This window comes from Comamonas odontotermitis, from assembly GCF_014207855.1.
GTDB classification, from domain to species: domain Bacteria; phylum Pseudomonadota; class Gammaproteobacteria; order Burkholderiales; family Burkholderiaceae_C; genus Comamonas; species Comamonas odontotermitis_A.
Map to the genome: position 1 here is coordinate 1 of NZ_JACHKZ010000036.1, position 17,614 is coordinate 17,614.

16 protein-coding genes are annotated in these 17,614 nt (G+C 61.0%); 2 read left to right on the plus strand and 14 right to left on the minus strand.

Going from position 1 to position 17,614, the window contains the following annotated elements; genetic code table 11:
* Positions 1 to 144: 144 nt before the first annotated feature.
* The 7 genes from gshB to HNP33_RS18750 form a co-directional block, all read right to left on the minus strand.
* Positions 145 to 1,098 carry a glutathione synthase gene (gene gshB, locus HNP33_RS18720; protein ID WP_184711341.1) on the minus strand — a complete coding sequence of 318 codons (954 nt, stop codon included), beginning with the start codon at positions 1,096 to 1,098 and terminating at the stop codon, positions 145 to 147.
* Between the two features lie 108 nt (positions 1,099 to 1,206).
* Positions 1,207 to 2,379 carry a benzoate/H(+) symporter BenE family transporter gene (locus tag HNP33_RS18725; RefSeq protein ID WP_184711339.1) on the minus strand — a complete coding sequence of 391 codons (1,173 nt, stop codon included), beginning with the start codon at positions 2,377 to 2,379 and terminating at the stop codon, positions 1,207 to 1,209.
* Between the two features lie 119 nt (positions 2,380 to 2,498).
* A complete protein-coding gene (locus HNP33_RS18730; RefSeq protein ID WP_418903861.1) occupies positions 2,499 to 4,376 on the minus strand; it encodes a potassium transporter Kup in 1,878 nt (625 codons plus the stop codon).
* Between the two features lie 174 nt (positions 4,377 to 4,550).
* Positions 4,551 to 5,840, minus strand: a complete 1,290-nt coding sequence (gene gshA / locus HNP33_RS18735) for a glutamate--cysteine ligase (protein WP_184711336.1) — start codon at positions 5,838 to 5,840, stop codon at positions 4,551 to 4,553.
* 117 nt (positions 5,841 to 5,957) lie between these two features.
* On the minus strand, positions 5,958 to 7,424 hold the full coding sequence (locus HNP33_RS18740; RefSeq protein ID WP_184711334.1) for a TrkH family potassium uptake protein: 1,467 nt from the start codon (positions 7,422 to 7,424) through the stop codon (positions 5,958 to 5,960).
* 8 nt (positions 7,425 to 7,432) lie between these two features.
* Complete coding sequence (gene trkA / locus HNP33_RS18745; RefSeq protein ID WP_184711332.1) at positions 7,433 to 8,926, minus strand: Trk system potassium transporter TrkA; 1,494 nt, start codon at positions 8,924 to 8,926, stop codon at positions 7,433 to 7,435.
* 228 nt (positions 8,927 to 9,154) lie between these two features.
* Positions 9,155 to 10,435, minus strand: a complete 1,281-nt coding sequence (locus tag HNP33_RS18750) for a glutamate-5-semialdehyde dehydrogenase (protein ID WP_184711330.1) — start codon at positions 10,433 to 10,435, stop codon at positions 9,155 to 9,157.
* A 134-nt stretch (positions 10,436 to 10,569) separates the two neighbouring features.
* Between HNP33_RS18750 and HNP33_RS18755 the strand changes: the two genes are divergently transcribed.
* Positions 10,570 to 10,857, plus strand: coding sequence for a hypothetical protein (locus HNP33_RS18755; RefSeq protein WP_184711328.1), 288 nt, complete (start codon positions 10,570 to 10,572; stop codon positions 10,855 to 10,857).
* Between the two features lie 198 nt (positions 10,858 to 11,055).
* On the plus strand, positions 11,056 to 11,241 hold the full coding sequence (locus HNP33_RS18760) for a hypothetical protein (RefSeq protein WP_184711326.1): 186 nt from the start codon (positions 11,056 to 11,058) through the stop codon (positions 11,239 to 11,241).
* A gap of 58 nt (positions 11,242 to 11,299) precedes the next feature.
* Here the strand turns inward: HNP33_RS18760 and HNP33_RS18765 are convergent, their stop codons facing one another.
* The 7 genes from HNP33_RS18765 to holA form a co-directional block, all read right to left on the minus strand.
* Complete coding sequence (locus HNP33_RS18765; RefSeq protein WP_184711324.1) at positions 11,300 to 11,890, minus strand: pentapeptide repeat-containing protein; 591 nt, start codon at positions 11,888 to 11,890, stop codon at positions 11,300 to 11,302.
* Positions 11,891 to 11,910: 20 nt separating this feature from the next.
* Entirely contained in the window at positions 11,911 to 13,170 is a 1,260-nt protein-coding gene (locus HNP33_RS18770) for a tetratricopeptide repeat protein (RefSeq protein ID WP_184711322.1), read from the minus strand.
* Positions 13,167 to 14,828 carry a DUF4384 domain-containing protein gene (locus HNP33_RS18775; RefSeq protein WP_184711320.1) on the minus strand — a complete coding sequence of 554 codons (1,662 nt, stop codon included), beginning with the start codon at positions 14,826 to 14,828 and terminating at the stop codon, positions 13,167 to 13,169. Before HNP33_RS18775 ends, HNP33_RS18770 begins: the two co-directional genes overlap by 4 nt.
* A 92-nt stretch (positions 14,829 to 14,920) precedes the next feature.
* Positions 14,921 to 15,256, minus strand: coding sequence for a hypothetical protein (locus tag HNP33_RS18780; protein ID WP_184711318.1), 336 nt, complete (start codon positions 15,254 to 15,256; stop codon positions 14,921 to 14,923).
* A gap of 71 nt (positions 15,257 to 15,327) precedes the next feature.
* Complete coding sequence (locus HNP33_RS18785) at positions 15,328 to 15,627, minus strand: hypothetical protein (RefSeq protein ID WP_184711316.1); 300 nt, start codon at positions 15,625 to 15,627, stop codon at positions 15,328 to 15,330.
* 110 nt (positions 15,628 to 15,737) lie between these two features.
* A complete protein-coding gene (locus HNP33_RS18790) occupies positions 15,738 to 16,151 on the minus strand; it encodes a hypothetical protein (protein ID WP_221452137.1) in 414 nt (137 codons plus the stop codon).
* A 348-nt stretch (positions 16,152 to 16,499) separates the two neighbouring features.
* Entirely contained in the window at positions 16,500 to 17,555 is a 1,056-nt protein-coding gene (gene holA, locus HNP33_RS18795) for a DNA polymerase III subunit delta (protein WP_184711314.1), read from the minus strand.
* Positions 17,556 to 17,614 lie beyond the last annotated feature (59 nt).

Consider the following 17,614-nt stretch of genomic DNA (forward strand, 5'->3'; position numbering starts at 1 on the left):
TCGCCAACACCAAAAAACAAACCTTGCGAACCGCGCTCTTTCGAGTCTGGCAGCTTCGCAAGGCGTTGTGCTGTCGATGGATCGTATTGTATAGGAGTTTTCCCAGGGTTTTTGACAATTTGTCACTTCATCTTCATAAATTTGTCAGGCAGCGCCCGCAACGGCCTTTTCAAGCGCCTCCACGAACATATCAGCCACCTTGAAGCCGGCCTGCTGCTCGATTTCCTGGAAGCAGGTGGGACTGGTGACATTGATTTCAGTGATGCTGTGCCCAATGACATCAAGTCCGATCAACAGCAATCCGCGCGGCGCCAGCTTGGCGCCGACCTGTTCGGCAATGGCGCGGTCTTCGGCCTCCAGGGGCTGGGCTACGCCTTTGCCACCCGCAGCCAGGTTGCCCCGCACTTCATTGCCTTGTGGAATGCGCGCCAGGCAATATGGCACGGGCTGGCCGCCAATGATGAGTACGCGCTTGTCGCCCTTGACGATTTCCGGCAGGTATTTCTGCACCATGACGCTTTGCGCGCCCCCCAGGTTCAGGGTTTCGATGATGCTGCCCAGGTTCATGCCATCGGGGCCCACGCGGAAGATTCCCATGCCGCCCATGCCGTCGAGGGGCTTGAGGATGATGTCCTGGTGCTTGGCGTGAAAGTCACGGATGTCCTGCGCACTGCGTGTCACCAGAGTCGGCGGTGTGTACTGGGCGAATTCCATGACGGCCAGCTTTTCGGGGTGGTCGCGCAGCGAGGCAGGCTTGTTGTAGACCTTGGCGCCTTCGCGCTCGGCCTGCTCCAGCAAGTGGGTGGAGTAGAAGTATTCGCTGTCAAACGGCGGGTCCTTGCGCATGACGATGGCGTCAAAGCTGGCCAGCTCGGCACGGCGGCTCTGGGTTTCGTCAAACCAGGCAGATTCGTTGCCCGTCAGCAGGATGTCGCGCACGCGGGCGGTGACTTTTTCTCCGCTGATCCAGTGCATGTCCTGGGGCTCGCAGGCGCTGATGCGGTGGCCCTTTGCCTGGGCACTGCGCATCATGGCAAAGGTGCTGTCCTTGTAGATTTTGAAGGTTTCGAGCGGATCGGCAACAAAGAGGATATGCATGGTGTGACGGGCTGCCTCACAACAGCCACTATTCTTTCAATAGCTGCTTGCGCCCATCAAGTGAGCGCAAGCTGGCAAAACAATCAATGAAGCGCAGCCATTCTGCGATCATCGCTTGCCGTAATGTTGCACAAAAAGCGCAAGGCTGCCTGCCACCACGCCCCAAAAGGCTGATCCGACTCCGGCTATTGTCACGCCGCTCACAGTGACCAGAAAGGTGATCAGCGCGGCTTCCCGGTACTGCTCGCTCTGCACCGCCATGAACAGACCATTGCCAATGGTGCCCAGGAGCGCAATGCCAGCGATCGCAACCACCAGCTCGTGCGGGAAGGCGGTAAGCAGGCCCGCAATCACCACGCCAAAGCATCCAATCAACACGTAGATGATGCCGCAGACCACGGCAGCCGCATACCTGCGGGCTTTGTCGGGGTGCGCTTCAGGCCCCATGCAGATGGCAGCGGTGATGGCCGCCAGGTTGATGGCATAGCCGCCAAAAGGCGCCAACACCAGAGTTGCCAAGCCGGTGATGGAGATCAATTTGGAGATGGGCAAGTCGTAGCCTGTGCCCCTGATGACGGCCACGCCCGGCAAGTTCTGCGATGCCATGGTGACGACAAATAGCGGCAGGGCCAGGCTGATGGCCGCTTGCAGGCTGAAGGCAGGCATGGTGAAGACGGGAAAGGTCAGCCCGGGCTGCACGGCTGCCCACTGGATCTTGCCTTGCACGAGCGCCACCACAACACCGACCGCCAGCGTCAGCATGACGGCATAGCGCGGCACCCATCGGCGCCCCAGCAGATAGGTGACCAGCATGGCAACCACCAGCCAGGTATTGGTCTGCGCCGCAGCAAAGGCATCTAACCCGAAGCGGGTGAGCACGCCAGCGAGCAATGCCGATGCGATGGCAATGGGGATGCGGTTCATCAGGCGCTCGAACCACCCGGTGAAGCCTACCAGGGTGATGAGCGCAGCACTCAGCACAAAGGCACCGATGGCTTCGTTCATGGTGAACGCGCCCATGGCGCCTGCCGTTGCCAGCACGGCGGCACCCGGCGTGGACCACGCCACCACCACCGGTTTTCGCCACCACATGCTGGGCAGCCAGCAGCACAGGCCCACTCCGATGCCCAGCGCCCACACCCAGGACGATAGCTGCGCAGGCGTGGCACCAAAGCTTTGCGCTGCCTGAAAGACCACGGCAATGGAGCTGGTGAGGCCCACCAGCACTGTCACAAAGCCTGCCACGAGCGCCGATACGCTCAGATCCTTGAAAAACCGCATAGTGCATGGGGCTGGCTGGCGGAATGTGAACGTGAACGCGCGCGAGGCACCCACCAGTAGCAGCTATCAAATAAATAGCTATCGGCGCTTATCTGTGATACACCGATAGCCAGAAAGACTTAGATTTCCAGTTTGGAGCCCAGCTCCACCAGGCTGTTGCTGGGCAGCAGCAGAAACTCTGCCGCGCCCGCTGCATTGTGGTGCATTTGCGCAAACAGTTTCTGTCGCCACGGCGCCATGCCGGCGCTGGCTTTGTCGGTGGGCACGAACACGTCGCGCGAGAGGAAGTAGCTCGTGCTCATCGCTTCAGTGTCGCAGCCGCGCAGGCGCAGCTGCTGCAGCGCAAGGGGTACGTCCACGTCGTTTTTGAACCCGTAGTTCAGCTGCACCTGCCAGCAATCGCTGCCCAGGGGCTCAATCGCAGTGCGCTTGTCCATGCCAATCCAGGGCACCTCGTGATAGACGATGGTGACGAAGATGTTCTGCTCGTGCAAGACCTTGTTATGCTTGAGGTTGTGCAGCAGCGCGGTGGGCACCACGTTCGGGTCGGAGGTGAGAAAGACGGCCGTGCCCGCCACGCGCGTAGGCGGTGCCTGCAGCACCATCTGCAAAAAGCCTTTGAGCTCGATGCCATTGGCATGCAGCGATTGGTAGACCAGCTCGCGCCCGCGCTTCCAGGTCATCATCATGGTGAACATCGACAGGCCGATCACCAACGGGAACCAGCCGCCGTCAAACAGCTTGAGCAGGTTGGAGGCGAAGAAGGTGAAGTCGATGCAGAAGAAAAACAGCGTGGGGGCCAACGCCACCCACAGGGGATATTTCCAGCCAAAGCGGAGCACGAAGAAGGTGAGCACCGTGGTGATCGTCATGTCCAGGGTGACTGCAATGCCGTAGGCCGCGGCCATGTTGCTGCTGGATTTGAACAGCAGCACCGCCAGCACAATGGCCCAGAACAGGCCCCAGTTGACGAAGGGGATGTAGATCTGTCCGGTATCGCGCACGCTGGTGTGCTGGATCTGTATGCGCGGCAGGTAGCCCAGCTGGATCACCTGCTTGGTAACGCTGAAAGCGCCTGTGATCAGCGCCTGCGACGCAATCACCGTGGCCATGGTGGCCAGTACCACGACTGGCAGCAGCGCCCATTGCGGCGCCAGCATGAAAAACGGGTTCTTCACCGCATCGGCGTTTTCCAGCACCAGGGCGCCCTGGCCAAAGTAATTGAGCACCAGCGATGGCATGGCAATGCCGAACCAGGCCAGGCGAATCGGCTTTTTGCCGAAGTGGCCCATGTCGGCATAGAGAGCCTCGGCGCCCGTCACACACAATACCACCGCGCCCAGAATGATGAAACTGATGCCTGGGTTGGCGATGATGAAGCGCAGTGCGTAATGTGGGCTGAGCGCCCACAGCACCTGTGGATGGTCCACGATGTTCCACAGGCCCAGTGCGGCAATGCTGAGGAACCAGACCACCATGATCGGCCCGAAGAATTTGCCAATACCTGCCGTTCCCCGCTTTTGCACCATGAAAAGCGCCAGCAGCACCACCAGGGTGAGCGGAATCACCCAGGATTTGAACGCGGGCGAGACGACTTCGAGGCCTTCGACCGCTGAAAGCACCGAGATAGAGGGTGTGATCACCCCGTCGCCGTAAAACAGACAGGTGCCAAAGATGCCGATCAGCATCAGCACGGAGCGCAGGCGCGGCTTGTCCTTGACCGCCTGCGAGGCCAGCGCCAGCATGGCGATCAGGCCGCCTTCGCCGTTGTTGTCTGCCCGCAGCACCAGCACCACGTACTTGAGCGAGACGATGAGCGTCAAGGTCCAGAACAGGATGGAGAGCACGCCATAGACGTTGTCGTGGGTGAACGGTACATGGCCGGAGCCAAATACCTCTTTGAGCGAATACAGCACGCTGGTGCCGATATCGCCATAGACCACGCCGACCGCTCCCAGCGTCAGGGCAGAGAGCGATGATTTCTTGCTGTTTTGCACGTCAAGCCTTTGTGCCATGCCGCGCAGGGCATGCGTGTAATGATTTGGTTTGCATTGTGCGCTTGTTGCTGTGCCCGCAGTGCTGCGGCGCATCAGGGCAAGCCCGAATGGTGCGAACCATCGGGCTTGGAGTTGTTTTCAAGTCACCACAGGGATTTCCGGCGAAGAGATCGCTCAGTCGTAGATCTCGGCGTCCGGGTCGGTGGCTTCCAGTTCGTAGCTTGCCGCCAACATGGCAAGGCGCGCCACCACGCCGTACATATAGAAACGATTGGGAGCACTGGCGCCCACCGAGTCACCGGGCGAGATGCCGTGCTCAAACGCAAGCGGAATGAAATGGGCGCCAGGCACATTCAGGTTCTCTTCTGCGCCCCGGTCAGAATGCGCGCGGTAGTAGCCGCCCACCACATAGCGGTCGATCATGTAGACCACGGGCTCGGCCGCTTCGCCATCCATCCGCTCGACAGTCTGCACGCCTTCCTGAATGATCATGTCGTGCACCAGTTGGCCGTCCTTGACGAGGGACATCTGGTTCTTGGTCTTGGCAGGCAGCTGCCCCAGCTCCTTGGCATCGTGCACGGTCATCACGCCCATGCCATAGGTGCCGTTGTCTGCCTTGACGACGACGAACGGCGTCTCCTTGATGCCATATTCCTTGTACTTGCGGCGCACCTTGGTCAACATGGCGTCGACATCTTCACGCAGCTCATCGAGCGCATGCTCGCCACTGTCGTTGAAGTCCACCCCCTGGCGGCTGGTAAACAGCGGGTTGATCAGCCAGGGATCGATGCCCATCAGCTTGCCAAAGCGCTTGGCCACTTCCTCGTAGCTCTGGAAATGGCGGCTCTTGCGGCGCACGCTCCAGCCGGCATGCAGGGGCGGCAGAACAAACTGCTCGTATACCTCTTCCAGAATCCCGGGGGCTCCCTTGGAGAGGTCGTTGTTCAGCAAGATCGTGCAGGGGTCAAAGTACTTGAGCCCCAGGCGGCGGCCATGGCGCAATGCGGGCTCCACCACCAGCTCCTGGTTGCCTACCTTCAGCTTGACGGTTTCCTTGATGTCCGGATCGATTGAGCCGATGCGCACATTGAGCCCAGCCATCGAGAAGATGTTCTGCAGTTGCGCCAGGTTGGCCAGGTACTGCGGATTGCGCGTCTGGTTTTCGGGAATGATCAGCAGGTTGCGCGCCTCAGGGCATATCTTTTCGATAGCAGCCATCGCAGACTGCACGGCCAGCGGAATCATTTCCGGCGTCAGATTGTTCCAACCACCGGGAAACAGGTTGGTGTCCACCGGGGCCACCTTGAAGCCTGCGTTGCGAATGTCCACCGACGAGTACAGGGGCGGGGTGTGTTCCATCCACTCCAGGCGGAACCAGCGCTCGATCGCGGGCATGGCGTCGAGCATCCGTTGTTCCAGTTCGTTGATGGGCCCCGTTAGGGCTGTTATGAGATTCGGGACCATAGATGAAGGTTGTTTGAGGGCTCAAAAAGAACGAGCAAAAAACAATTGCGTGTCAATTGTAGAGAGTTGACGCCCAAAGTCACCCTCTCTTGTAACGGCACGGGCATAAGCAAATGCTCACCTGCGCCAGAAAGCTGGCGTCAGCAGGGCAAGGAAGCTCAAAATTTCCAGGCGCCCCATCAGCATGCCCAGCGTCGTCACGCTGAGCTGGAAGCTGGTCAGACCCGCAAAATTGTTACTGGGGCCCAGGTCGCCCCAGCCGACGCCTGCGCAGTTGACGCTTGCCAGCACGGCGCCCAGCGCATTCATGAAATCCATGTCTGTCAGCAGCAAGGCCATGGTGAGCACGGCAATCGTGGCGCAGTACACCAGCATGAAGGCCAGCACCGAGAAAATCACGCGCTCGTCGATGGCATTACCGCCAATGGTGACGGGCTGCACCGCATTGGGGTGCACCAGACGCCGCATCTCGCGCCGCGTCTGCTTGAGCAGTAGCAGCATGCGGATCATCTTGATGCCGCCGCCGGTCGAGCCTGCGCTCGTCGCCACACCCGACAGCAGCAGCATCAGAACGGGTGCAAAAGGGGGCCACAGGCCGAAATCCACCGTCGCATACCCCGTGGTGGTGGCCACCGAGACCGTGTTGAACACCGCATGGCGCACCGCCTCAGCAGGCCCATAGACGCCTTTGACCCACAAAATCACGCCAATCACCAAGCCAGCGCCCACCAAGGTTCCCAGGGTGGCACACACTTCCGGCTCCTTGTAGAGCACCGACATGCGGCGTTTGCGCAGCGCGACGAAGTAAAGCGCGAAATTGCAGCTCGCCAGCAGCATGAAGAAGATGCAGATGCCTTCGATCAGCGGCGAGTTGAAATAGGCAAAGCTGGCGTCATGCGGCGTGAGCCCGCCCAGGCTGACCGTGGTGAACATCAGCATGATGGCGTCCAGCGGCGTCATGCCGGCCAGCCAGTAGGCGAGCGCGCAGGCGAGAGAAAAAACGCCGTAGACGGTCCACAGCCCCTTGGCGGTCTCGGCCATGCGGGGCGTCAGCTTGGTGTCCTTGACGGGGCCCGCCGCCTCTGCCCGAAACAGCTGGCTGCCCCCCATGCCCAGCATGGGCAGAATAGCCACCGCCAGAATCAGAATCCCCATGCCGCCCATCCACTGCAGAAAGGTGCGCCAGATGTTCAGGGAAACCGGCAGGGTGTCCACATGGTTGAGCACGGTGGCACCCGTGGTGGTGAGCCCCGACACCGCCTCGAAATAGGCATGCTGCCAGCTCAGCGCCCGGCCGATCTGCCCATAGCCCAGGTACAGGGGCAAGGCGGCAAAAAGCGGAAATGCAGTCCAGACAAAAGCAACCAGGATGATGCCGTGGCGGGCCTGCAGTTCACGCTGCTCGTGGCGCGCGCTCCACCACAAGAGCAGGCCGCAGATCCAGGCAAGCCCCATGGCGCGGGGGTAGACGCTGAAGATGCCATCGTCGAAGGCGAGCGACGCAGCAGCCGGCACGGCCATGGTGCAGCCAAACATGAGCAGCAGCACACCCAGGATGCGCAGAACAGGTCGCAGATCGGTCATCGCGGCGCCTAAAAGAAGGTGACTCCGACCCGGAAGAGCGATTCCACCTCATGCACCAGGCGCTTGTTGGGCAGGAACAGGATCACGTGGTCATTGCTCTGGATGATGGTGCCGCTGGTGGGCACGATCACCTGGGGCGGCTCCTTCGCATCAGCCGCCTGGCCTTCGCGCTCCGGCGCTTCGCTGCCATTGGTGTTGCGCGCATCGGGCTCGGGCAGGCCCCGCACAATCATGCCGATGTGCACATCATGCGGCAGGCGCAGGCTGCCCACGCGCTTGCCCACCACGCGCGAGGTCTTCGCATCGCCGCGCGCCACGATCTCGATCGCCTCGGCAACGCCCCGGCGCAGGCTGTGCACGGCCTGCACGTCGCCCTGGCGCACATAGGCCAGCAGCTCGCCCAGGGTCGCCTGCGCGGGCGACAGCGCAATGTCGATCTGGGTGCCGTGCATCAGATCGGCATAAGTGCGGCGGTTGATCAGCGCCAGCACGCGCGTGGCGCCCAGCTTCTTAGCCAGCAGGCAAGACATGATGTTGTCTTCGTCATCGTCGGTGATGGCGATGAACAGGTCCACGTCCTCGACGTTTTCCTCCTCCATCAAGTTCTCGTCGGTGGCATCGCCCCGCAGCACGAGCACATCCGATGACAGGCGCGAGGCCAGATACACACAACGGCTCTCGTGCTTTTCGATGATCTTGACCTGGAAACGCTTGGAATCCTTGGTGAGCGAGCGCGCCAGGCGCATGCCCACACGTCCGCCGCCAGCCACCATCACGCGGCGCACGGGCTGCTCCAGCTCGCCCACCTGGCGGTTGAACGCAGCCAGCACATCGCCCAGGTGTTCCTTGTCAGACAGCACGAACACCTCATCGCCCGGCTCGATGCGCGTGCTGCCTTCCACGGAGACGAGGCGATCCGCCTCATGGTGAAAGCGGCGGTAGATACCCACCACACGCACGGCGCCCTGCGGCAGATTCTGCTGCACATCGGCCACGCTCAGGCCCACCAGCGGCGCTCCGCCGCGCGCGCGCACCGACGCCAGCGCCGCATAACCCTGCGCAAACTCCCGCACCTGCAAGGCCTCGGGGTAGCGCACCAGCTTGCCGATGTAGCCCATCAGGGCCTCTTCGGGACAGAAGGCATGGGTTACGCCAAAGCCTCCTTCTTCCAGCAAGGCGGGCTGGTTCTTGAGCGCCATCGACCGCACCCGCACGATACGGGTGGGAATGTTGAAGACGACCTGCGCCACCTTGCAGGCCACCAGATTGGTTTCGTCCTGCGACGTGCAGGCAATCAGCATGTCGGTGTCGGCTGCACCGGCCTCGGCCAGCACATCCGGACTGATGCCGTTGCCCACCACGCCGCGCAGGTCAAAGCGGGCTTCCAGATCGCGCAGGCGCACACCATCCGTGTCAATGACGGTGATGTCGTTCTTTTCGCCCAGCAGGCTCTCCGCAACGCTTTCGCCGACGCGGCCCGCGCCCAAGATCAGAATTTTCATAAAAAATGCCCCGTGCTTCTACGCAGCGTGCAGTGTTCGCTCCAGGCAGAGCGCTTTCCTCCAGGGGGCAATCCGGTGATAAAGCGGCGCGCAACGCCAGTGCTGCGCCTGAACGGCCGCATCATAACGTGGCGCCATGCCATGACTGTGTCGGCAAACTGCGACGCCAGGGCGCTGCGGGGTGCGCCATTGCCAACCATTGTCAGCAATGGCCCGTCTATCGAAGCATCAGCCCCGTACTTCGCCTTCGCCCAGGACGATGTACTTGAGCGAAGTCAAGCCTTCAATGCCCACGGGGCCGCGAGCGTGGAACTTGTCGGTGCTGATGCCGATTTCCGCGCCCAGGCCAAACTCGAAGCCGTCGGCAAAGCGCGTGCTGGCATTGACCATGACGCTGGCCGAGTCGACTTCGCGCAGGAATTGCTGCGCATGCATGTGGTCGCGCGTCAGGATCGCCTCAGTATGGTGGCTGGAATATTGGTTGATGTGGGCGATGGCTTCGTCCACGCCCGCCACGACCTTGATGGAGATGATCGGCGCCAGATATTCCTCGCTCCAATCCTGCTCCTGCGCTTGCACCGTGCGCGCGCCTTGCACCGTTTTCAATAGCGCAAGTGACTCGGTGTCACAACGCATTTCCACATCCTTGGCGGCAAACACCGCGCCAATGCGGGGTAGAAAGCTGGCAGCCACGCCCCGCGCCACCAACAGGCTTTCGGTGGCATTGCAGGGGCTGTATTTCTGCGTCTTGGCGTTCTCCACCACTTTCAGCGCCATGTCCAGATCGCAGGGATCATCGACATAGGTGTGGCAATTGCCGTCCAGGTGCTTGATGACGGGCACCTTGGCGTCGCGGCTGATGCGCTCAATCAGGCCCTTGCCGCCGCGCGGAATGATCACATCCACAAAGGCAGGCATGGCGATCAACTGGCCCACGGCCTCGCGGTCTGTGGTCTGCACCAGTTGCACCGCCTGGGCGGGCAGGCCCGCTTCTGCCAGCGCCTGCGCTACCAGGGCAGCCAACGCCTTGTTTGACTCGATGGCCTCGGAACCCCCGCGCAGAATGCAGGCATTGCCGCTCTTGATCGACAGGCTTGCGGCCTCGATCGTCACGTTCGGGCGGCTTTCATAGATCATGCCGAACACGCCGATGGGCACGCGCATCTGGCCCACGCGGATGCCACTGGGCATCTGCTTCATGCCCAGCACTTCGCCAATCACATCGGGCATGGCCGCCAACTGCTCGCAGCCCTGTGCGCAGGTCTCCAGCACCTTGGGACTCAGGCGCAGGCGATCGACCATTGGCGCAGACAGCCCATTGGCAACGGCGCGCTCCAGATCCTTGGCGTTGTCCGCCTGCAGTGCTTCGGTCTGCGCGCGCAGCAGGCGCGCCAAAGCCAGAAGCGCTTTGTTTTTGGTAGCAGCAGATGCTTTTGCCATCTGCGCAGAGGCTTGTTTTGCCTGCAAACCCAGGGTCTGCATGTATTCTGCGATGTTCAGGGCGTTCATGCCGCTATTGTCGCATTTGCTGCATTGCAGCGCTGGCGAGCACATTCTGCATGAACGGCCCCAGGCAAATCCCATGCTGAGGCGCACCAAATGCGCTCTACACTCAGGCCATAAATAGCCACCAGGAGACCCGCATGCAATCGACCGCACTACGCCAGTTGGGAGCCCTGCAGGATGCGCTGGATCACTTTGGCGCCGGCCACATGGATGCCTCGGCGCTCAGCCAGCAGGCCCGCACCTATACCGATCTGCTCGGCGCCCTCCCGCCCAAGTTTGAAGAGGTTTTGCTGCAATTGCTGGACCGGCTGGAATCCAGCGCCCTGTTTGACGAAGAAAGCTGCTCGTTCAGCCAGAAGGACCTGACCGACAGCCTGAAGCTCTGGCTGGACAAGGCAGGCGCGCGGCTGGGCGAAACCGCTTGAGCAGCTTGCGGGCACAAACCATCTTATTGCAGACTTAATACAGTACGCAGCACGATCAGAAAATTTGCAACCAATACGCGCATACTTAAAGAAAGATGAATGCAGGTAAAGGCCTGCAAATGCGCTCGCACCCGCATTGCTGCGGTGCTACCTTGAGGGCCTCATCAACAGCGTCTTGTGGGGCGTGGAGGTCGCAAAATGGGTTTGCTCAATGAAGTGATTGGAGCCGTGGTGGCTGAAGAAGCACTGTCCAAAGCCGATGCGGACGCGGGCTTTCTCAAAAAGGCCATGGCTGCTGTGGCGGGCTTTGAAGGAGAGAAGGTGCTGGAGGAAAAGCTGACCGAGCACCAGGCGCAGCAGGTGTCCGACACCGACGACCAGTAAACGGTTCCTCCCATACAAACGGGCCGCGCAATGCGGCCCGTTTGTATGAAGGAAGGGCTTAGCGGCGTCGGCCGTTGGTCCAGATCGCGCCGGTGGTGAGCGCGCCATCCAGGCTCACATTCACCAGCGATGCTCCTGACAGGTTGGCACCCGCCAGGTTGGAGTTGCTCAGATCCACATTGACCAGCTCCGCGCCCTGAAAGTTGGCGCCTTGCAGGTTGGAGTTGGACATATCCACATTGGTGAAGCTATGGCCTGCAAAGTTGGCATTGGCCAAGTCAGAGTTGGCCATGTTGGCGTTCACATGCTCACGCCCGCCAGCCGATGGCTTTCTGCCCTGGCTTTTGCTCTGCACCGTCACCGTCTGGCTACCGGTAGATTCCACCACCACGGCAGCGCCTCCCGAGCCCGAGCCTCGTACCGTAGTGCTGCGGCCCGGGATATTCGTCTCCGCGACAGCGCCTTTGCCCGAAGCAGCGTTGACCACCGAGCCGTTGACGATGACGGACGCCCCGCTGGCGCCTCCGCGCACATCCACGCCAGGAGCCGAGATGACGGCGCCCTGCGCCCATACGCCGCCCGCAGCCAGCGTGGCTGCCAGGGCGATGCTGCATGCGGCCACGCCGCGCACCCATGTTGTCTGTTGCATGGTTTTCTTCCTTTCTCTCACTACTGCGACAGCAGTGCATTGCTTGCATCATCAGACGCCGGCGCGCCAGGGGCTCGCACGGGCGCCTGCGGCCCCTCTGTCGGCTCCGTCTGCACCGCAGTGGGCGACGGGCTGTTGGTATCGGTTGTTCCCTCGGCAGGCCATGGCTGCTCCGCCTGTGGCCCCGTTGGCGCCTCAGGCATCACAAACGCCTGGCGCAGCAGATCGGCGAGCGGATCTGCCACCCGCACCGGCCGGTCGGGGAGCTGCGCAGGCGCCTTTTCTTCCACTTTCAGCGCCACGGCATTGATACGGGCGGCGAGCTCCTGCATCCAGGCTTCATCGATCACCGCCTGCTTTTCGTTGCTGCGGCTGAATATCAGGCCCAGAAACTCTCGCGCCTTGGACGACCCGGCATCTGCCGCTCGCCGGTAGTACTGGATGGCAGTTGCAAAATTGCGCTGCACGCCACGCCCCAGGTGGTAGCGGTAGGCCAGCTCCAGCAGGGCATCGGCGCTGCCGTCGTCAGCGCGCGCACGCAAGCGTGCCAATTGCTCCGATTCACTGGCGCGCTGGTAATTGGCCAGCCGGTTCAGGTTCTGCTGCGCCGTCTGGCTCCCCTTGGCCATGGCCTGCGCGTACAGCTCCTTGGCTTCGGCCATGCGACCATCGAGTTCGCGCTCCACGGCCAGGTCATTCAGAGCCATGGCATCGCCCTCGCGCGCCGCCTGCTCCAGCAGCAGGCGCGCCTGCTGCGCAGCCTTGGGCCCGGTCATGCGACGCTCCACCAGCGACAGCAGGTAGCTGGCTTTGGACAAGCCCGCCTCCGATGCCCGCTGCAACCACTGCCGCCCGGCAGGTACATCACGCACACCACCGCTGCCCGTACCCAGCATGTAGCCCAGGCCCGCCATGGCGCGGGCATCGCCCTGCGCTGCGGCCATGCCCCACCACTGGCGCGCCTGCGCTCCCGCCTGGGGCAGACCCGCATTGCGGTAGTAGTACAGACCCAGCTCCACCTGCGCCCGGCTATCGCCTTCCTGCGCCTGACGGCGCAGCACCTGCAGGCTGGCATCCGAGCGGCTGGGCGCTGGCACACGGATGGAGGCACTGCCGCCCCCTGCGCCACCCGAGGGCTGCGCTGCAGGCGCTGCAACGCCACCCGCGTCGCCGCCGCTATCGCTGTGGGGCAACACGATGGCTGCCACGCCGCTCAGGCTATAGAGCGCCAGGCTGGTGGCGAGCACCGAGCGCCGCCAATGTCGTACGGCCCCTTTCATGAGCGCTTTCCGCGGCGCGGCGTATTCTCAGGCGCGGCAGGCGCCACGACCACAGGGCCTTCCACTTCCCACTGCAGGGTCGATTGGGCGATCACGCCTTCCTGCGCCTGCACCTGCTGCTGTACGGCCTCGATGGTGGTTACACCCGCGAGCGGCTCCAGCTTGGCATTGGTCAAGGCAGCTGGCACACGCCCGGTCAGGGGCTTGGCGGTCATCGCGCAGTAGACCTGCTCGGTTCCCGCCCGTGCAGTTTCGATCAGGAACGAATTGGACTGCGACACATCAGGCACCATCAGCCCCATATTGCCCTGCGCCACCACCGCCTGCTGTTGCGGATTGGGGTATATCTGGGACACCACGTTGGCCGCATCCTTGTAATAGCAGTACAGGAAGCCCGAGCGCGCTGGCGCAATGCGCAGCACGACCGAGTTGCCAATCTGCAGCTTGGGCTCCTTCTGGCCGAGCAGCGCCACAGTCAATCCGTTGTGCGCGGGCTCGTTCATCGGCAACGCATGCTCGCGCAGCTTGAGTTCGTTGCTTTGCGGCGAGTAGCTGGAGGCAAGCTTGTCTTCTGCCGACATGCCCACGTAGTTGCGCAGCAGGCCGGTGTAGGTTTCAAAGTTCACGATACCGACCGGGGTCATGTCCAGCGAGGCTTGGTAAGTGGCCAATGCATTGCGCAGCGCGGTGGAATCGTTGCCGTCAATCGGGCCGCTCCATACGCCTTGCGCCTTGAGGACACGCTGCGCCAGATTGATGCGGTCGGTTGCCGTCTGCTCCTCGAACCAGGTACGCATCTGGCGCTTGAACTCGGGGTGGTTCTGCTCGTAATCAATGCACTGCCAGTACGGAATCTTGGCCCATTTGCCCACCAGTTCGATAGCCGCCAGATCCACCAGCAGACGCACCGCAGCGCCCGCGCCCTGGTTGTTGTCCGCCGCCACCTCGTACTGCACGCCCATACGGTAGATGTGCCTGGGTAGCCCTGTCGCACGCCCGCCAATCTCTACCCCCTTGCCGCCGGTGGCCACCACCAGCTCATTGGCGGAATCCAGGCCCGGGTACAAGGTGCGCGAATTCATGTCGCCCAGGTGCAGATCGAGCCCGACGACCGATCCGAGCACGTCCCAGCTGTAGCCGGTATCGGTATTTGCCGTGGACACGCCAAGGCTGCGGCGCTTGGACACCACCGTCTTGTCGCCAAAGCTGATGGCGCCCGAGATATAGATCTGCGGCTTGCGCAGCTCGATCTGCCCGTTGTTGAGCAGCAGGCTGGTCATGGTCTGCACCGTGTCCTGCTTCAAGGCATCCACCTCGTAATCAACCACGCGGAAAGCCTGGCTGGTACGCGACATGCGCGAGATGGCCGTGATCAGCATTTCCTTGGTGCCGGTGCTGAAAAGCCCCGAAGGATCCGGAATCGATTTGACAGCAATCAAGGTTGCAGGCACCTGCTCAGCCGCCAGCATGCGGTCCATGCAGGCCAGCCCTTCACGCATGGCAGATGCCGACTTGGAGGGCGTCACGAGCGGAGTCTGCTCCGTGATGCCCTTTTCAATGATGTCCTTGCGATCCGACAGGCCCGGATCAATGGCACAGGCGGACAGCGCCAGTACACAAGGCCACAGCAAGGCGTGGCGGAGGTAGGAAATTTGCATGATTTATGAAATCGTTATGTATGTACCGGTCTTGAACGCTGTACTCGCCGGCACCCCTCAGACGCAGGACCAGGGCAGCAACACCGCCATGCCTACTTGCAAATGTTGATGACGGAGCCGCGCACCACTGTGACCTGGTCGGTGTTGCCGCCGCCATACCGGTTGCCGATGCCCGCAATGCCCTCGTTCACCTTGGGCTGCGTTCCCACATTGGTGGTGCAGTTCTTGCCCGATGGACTGGTGACGATTTCGCGCTCGATGTTGGCACGCGCGTCCTTTTCGCCCATGTTGTCACGCGCCATGACGTTCACCACTTTGTTACGAGATGCAGGATCCAAGCCATTGCGGCCCGCCGGTGGTTTCTGCTGTGCCTGCACCAGACCACATGCCAGGCCCAATACTGCAGCGCATATAAAACCTGTTTTCATATGCTCCTCCCTTGCAATTGAATTGGGGTGAATCAATCACCCCATTCTTTGATCAAAGCAATATCGGCTATTTACTTGCCGTCGTTCGAAGCCAGATTCTGCTCAGCCTTGGTCATGGCACCAATAGCCATATTGGCCACAGCGCCATTGGTTACCGAAACTTCTTGCTTGTTGTTGCCGCCAATTTGGACATTGCCCTTGTTGGAAGCCAGATTTTGCTTGGCAGTTGCGCCAGCGCCGATAGCCATATTGGCCACTGCGCCATTTTTCACAGTCACCTTCTGGTCATTATTGCCACCGATTTTCACTTCGGCTTGAGCAGCAAATGCAATAGCGACACCAGATACCAGAACAGCGATAACTTTTTTCATAAAAACTCCTCGTTACTGAAATAAAATAGTGCTTATAGGAGCACTGTTGCAATCAGTCCCTCCACTTCGGAGCAACCGAACTTCATCAACGGCGCTGACAGCTGCAGCTATCAGCGGCCACCAATGTTCACCACATTGCGCACACCCATTCCAGAGGCCTGGGTGACCACTGGCCCGCCAACGGACACCACCTGATTGCCAGAACCAGAGCCTCCGTTGCGTGACGCAATATTCAATTCACTGTACGCACCAAACATTGCGGAATTCACCACGGCACCATTAACCACAGTTACCTGGTTATTTCCGCGAATATGAGAGATATTCTTGGTAGACGAGATATTCATCACCGCATGCGCGCCGGGGCCAGAAATATTCACCGCACCGCCGCTGATGATCACTTGCTGGTTATTCTGCGCCTGTGCCGCAGGCAGAAAAGTGGTCAAGGCCATTGCAATCGCAGCTGCACCCCTCTGGAGGCTTAAATGGAAAATGGCCGGTATGGCCATGGTTTGCGGGTATTTCATCCTCACCTCACAAATATGCATTCAAACTATCTTGTCTCAGGCCGCATTTGTACCTGCCTAAAATGGCACCGCGGTGACTGATTGCAACTAATTGATTCAAGTCAAATTCATGACATTTGAAACATCTAGATGCCCGGATGAATAATTTGTGAAACACTCCCTCTGAAATCCTTACGTGACAGTCAAAAAAGATGTTACATATGGACCGATAGAGTGAATGAATGATCGTGCTATCACTTTACATAGCAGAGCAATTTCTTCGCCTGTCTTACATCTGCACCTGCCAGCGCCAAGAAAAAAGCCCGCATATGCGGGCTTGGGTGCATGTACAAGGCAAGACTTCTGGCGTCAGCGCCCCGGGGCGCAGGCCTTGCAGGTCTGCAACGCCAGACGGTGCAGCGCCTGCCAGCCATCCTGAGGCCATTCGGGCACCTTCAGGCCCTTGACGATGCCATCGACGGCATGGGCCGAATGCAGCAACCGGGCGACCGCCGCATCGCTGATACGTGGCAGCACGCGCTCAAAATGACGCTCCTTGTTGCCCCAGACGCGGTTTTCACGCAGCGCCATCGGCATGGGGCGGCCATTGCGCAGCGCATCCTTGACACGCTTCATCGCGCGAATGTCTTCGGCCAACGCCCAGTGCACCAGCACCTCGGCCTCGCCCTCTGCCTGCAGACCGCTCAGCATGCGCTCGGTACGCAGTACCTGGCCAGACAGCACGGCGTCCGACAGCTTGAAAACGTCGTACCGCGCCACGTTCAGCACGGCCTGCTCCACCTGCTCGAATGCCAGCTCACCGGGTGGATAGAGCAGGCCCAGCTTCTGGATTTCCTGGTGCGCAGCAAGCAGATTGCCTTCCACACGGTCGGCAAAAAACGCCAGGGTGCGCTGGCCTTCTTCACCACTTTTGACATGCTGGCCCTGCAATTGCAGGCGCTGGGCTATCCAGGGCGGCAGTGCCGCGCGTTCGATGCTGTCGACCTGAATGGTGGCGCCATTGGCCTCCAAAGCGGCAAACCAGGCCCCGGTTTTGGTGGTCTTGTCGAGTCTGGGCAAGATGACGATGGTGAGCGTGCCGTCATTGCCTACGCTGCTTTCGGCCAGTTGCTGCAGGGCGGTGCTGCCATCCTTGCCCGGCTTGCCGCTGGGGATGCGCACCTCGATGATCTGCTTGTCCGCGAAGAGCGAGAGGCTGCCGCCCGCAGCAAGCACAGCACTCCAGTCAAAATGCGCGCCCGCCACGGTGAAGCTGCTGCGTTCGCTATGCCCTGCCGCGCGGGCAGCAGCGCGGATCGCATCCACCGCTTCTTGCACCAGCAGAGCCTCATCGCCATGCACGGTGTAAAGCGTGCGCAGGCCCTTGCCGAGCTGGGCGGTCAACTGGTTCAGGGCAATTTGCATGGTTTCTGCCTGTTGGTGCTCATCTCATAAACGCTGATAGCTATCTATTTTATAGCAAT

Bases quoted from the DNA above. Each gene is read 5' to 3' on its own strand.
- gshB (WP_184711341.1), bottom strand. From the start codon at position 1,098: ATGCATATCCTCTTTGTTGCCGATCCGCTCGAAACCTTCAAAATCTAC.
- HNP33_RS18725 (WP_184711339.1), bottom strand. From the start codon at position 2,379: ATGCGGTTTTTCAAGGATCTGAGCGTATCGGCGCTCGTGGCAGGCTTT.
- gshA (WP_184711336.1), bottom strand. From the start codon at position 5,840: ATGGTCCCGAATCTCATAACAGCCCTAACGGGGCCCATCAACGAACTG.
- HNP33_RS18740 (WP_184711334.1), bottom strand. From the start codon at position 7,424: ATGACCGATCTGCGACCTGTTCTGCGCATCCTGGGTGTGCTGCTGCTC.
- trkA (WP_184711332.1), bottom strand. From the start codon at position 8,926: ATGAAAATTCTGATCTTGGGCGCGGGCCGCGTCGGCGAAAGCGTTGCG.
- HNP33_RS18750 (WP_184711330.1), bottom strand. From the start codon at position 10,435: ATGAACGCCCTGAACATCGCAGAATACATGCAGACCCTGGGTTTGCAG.
- HNP33_RS18755 (WP_184711328.1), top strand. From the start codon at position 10,570: ATGCAATCGACCGCACTACGCCAGTTGGGAGCCCTGCAGGATGCGCTG.
- HNP33_RS18760 (WP_184711326.1), top strand. From the start codon at position 11,056: ATGGGTTTGCTCAATGAAGTGATTGGAGCCGTGGTGGCTGAAGAAGCA.
- HNP33_RS18765 (WP_184711324.1), bottom strand. From the start codon at position 11,890: ATGCAACAGACAACATGGGTGCGCGGCGTGGCCGCATGCAGCATCGCC.
- HNP33_RS18770 (WP_184711322.1), bottom strand. From the start codon at position 13,170: ATGAAAGGGGCCGTACGACATTGGCGGCGCTCGGTGCTCGCCACCAGC.
- HNP33_RS18775 (WP_184711320.1), bottom strand. From the start codon at position 14,828: ATGCAAATTTCCTACCTCCGCCACGCCTTGCTGTGGCCTTGTGTACTG.
- HNP33_RS18780 (WP_184711318.1), bottom strand. From the start codon at position 15,256: ATGAAAACAGGTTTTATATGCGCTGCAGTATTGGGCCTGGCATGTGGT.
- HNP33_RS18785 (WP_184711316.1), bottom strand. From the start codon at position 15,627: ATGAAAAAAGTTATCGCTGTTCTGGTATCTGGTGTCGCTATTGCATTT.
- HNP33_RS18790 (WP_221452137.1), bottom strand. From the start codon at position 16,151: ATGAAATACCCGCAAACCATGGCCATACCGGCCATTTTCCATTTAAGC.
- holA (WP_184711314.1), bottom strand. From the start codon at position 17,555: ATGCAAATTGCCCTGAACCAGTTGACCGCCCAGCTCGGCAAGGGCCTG.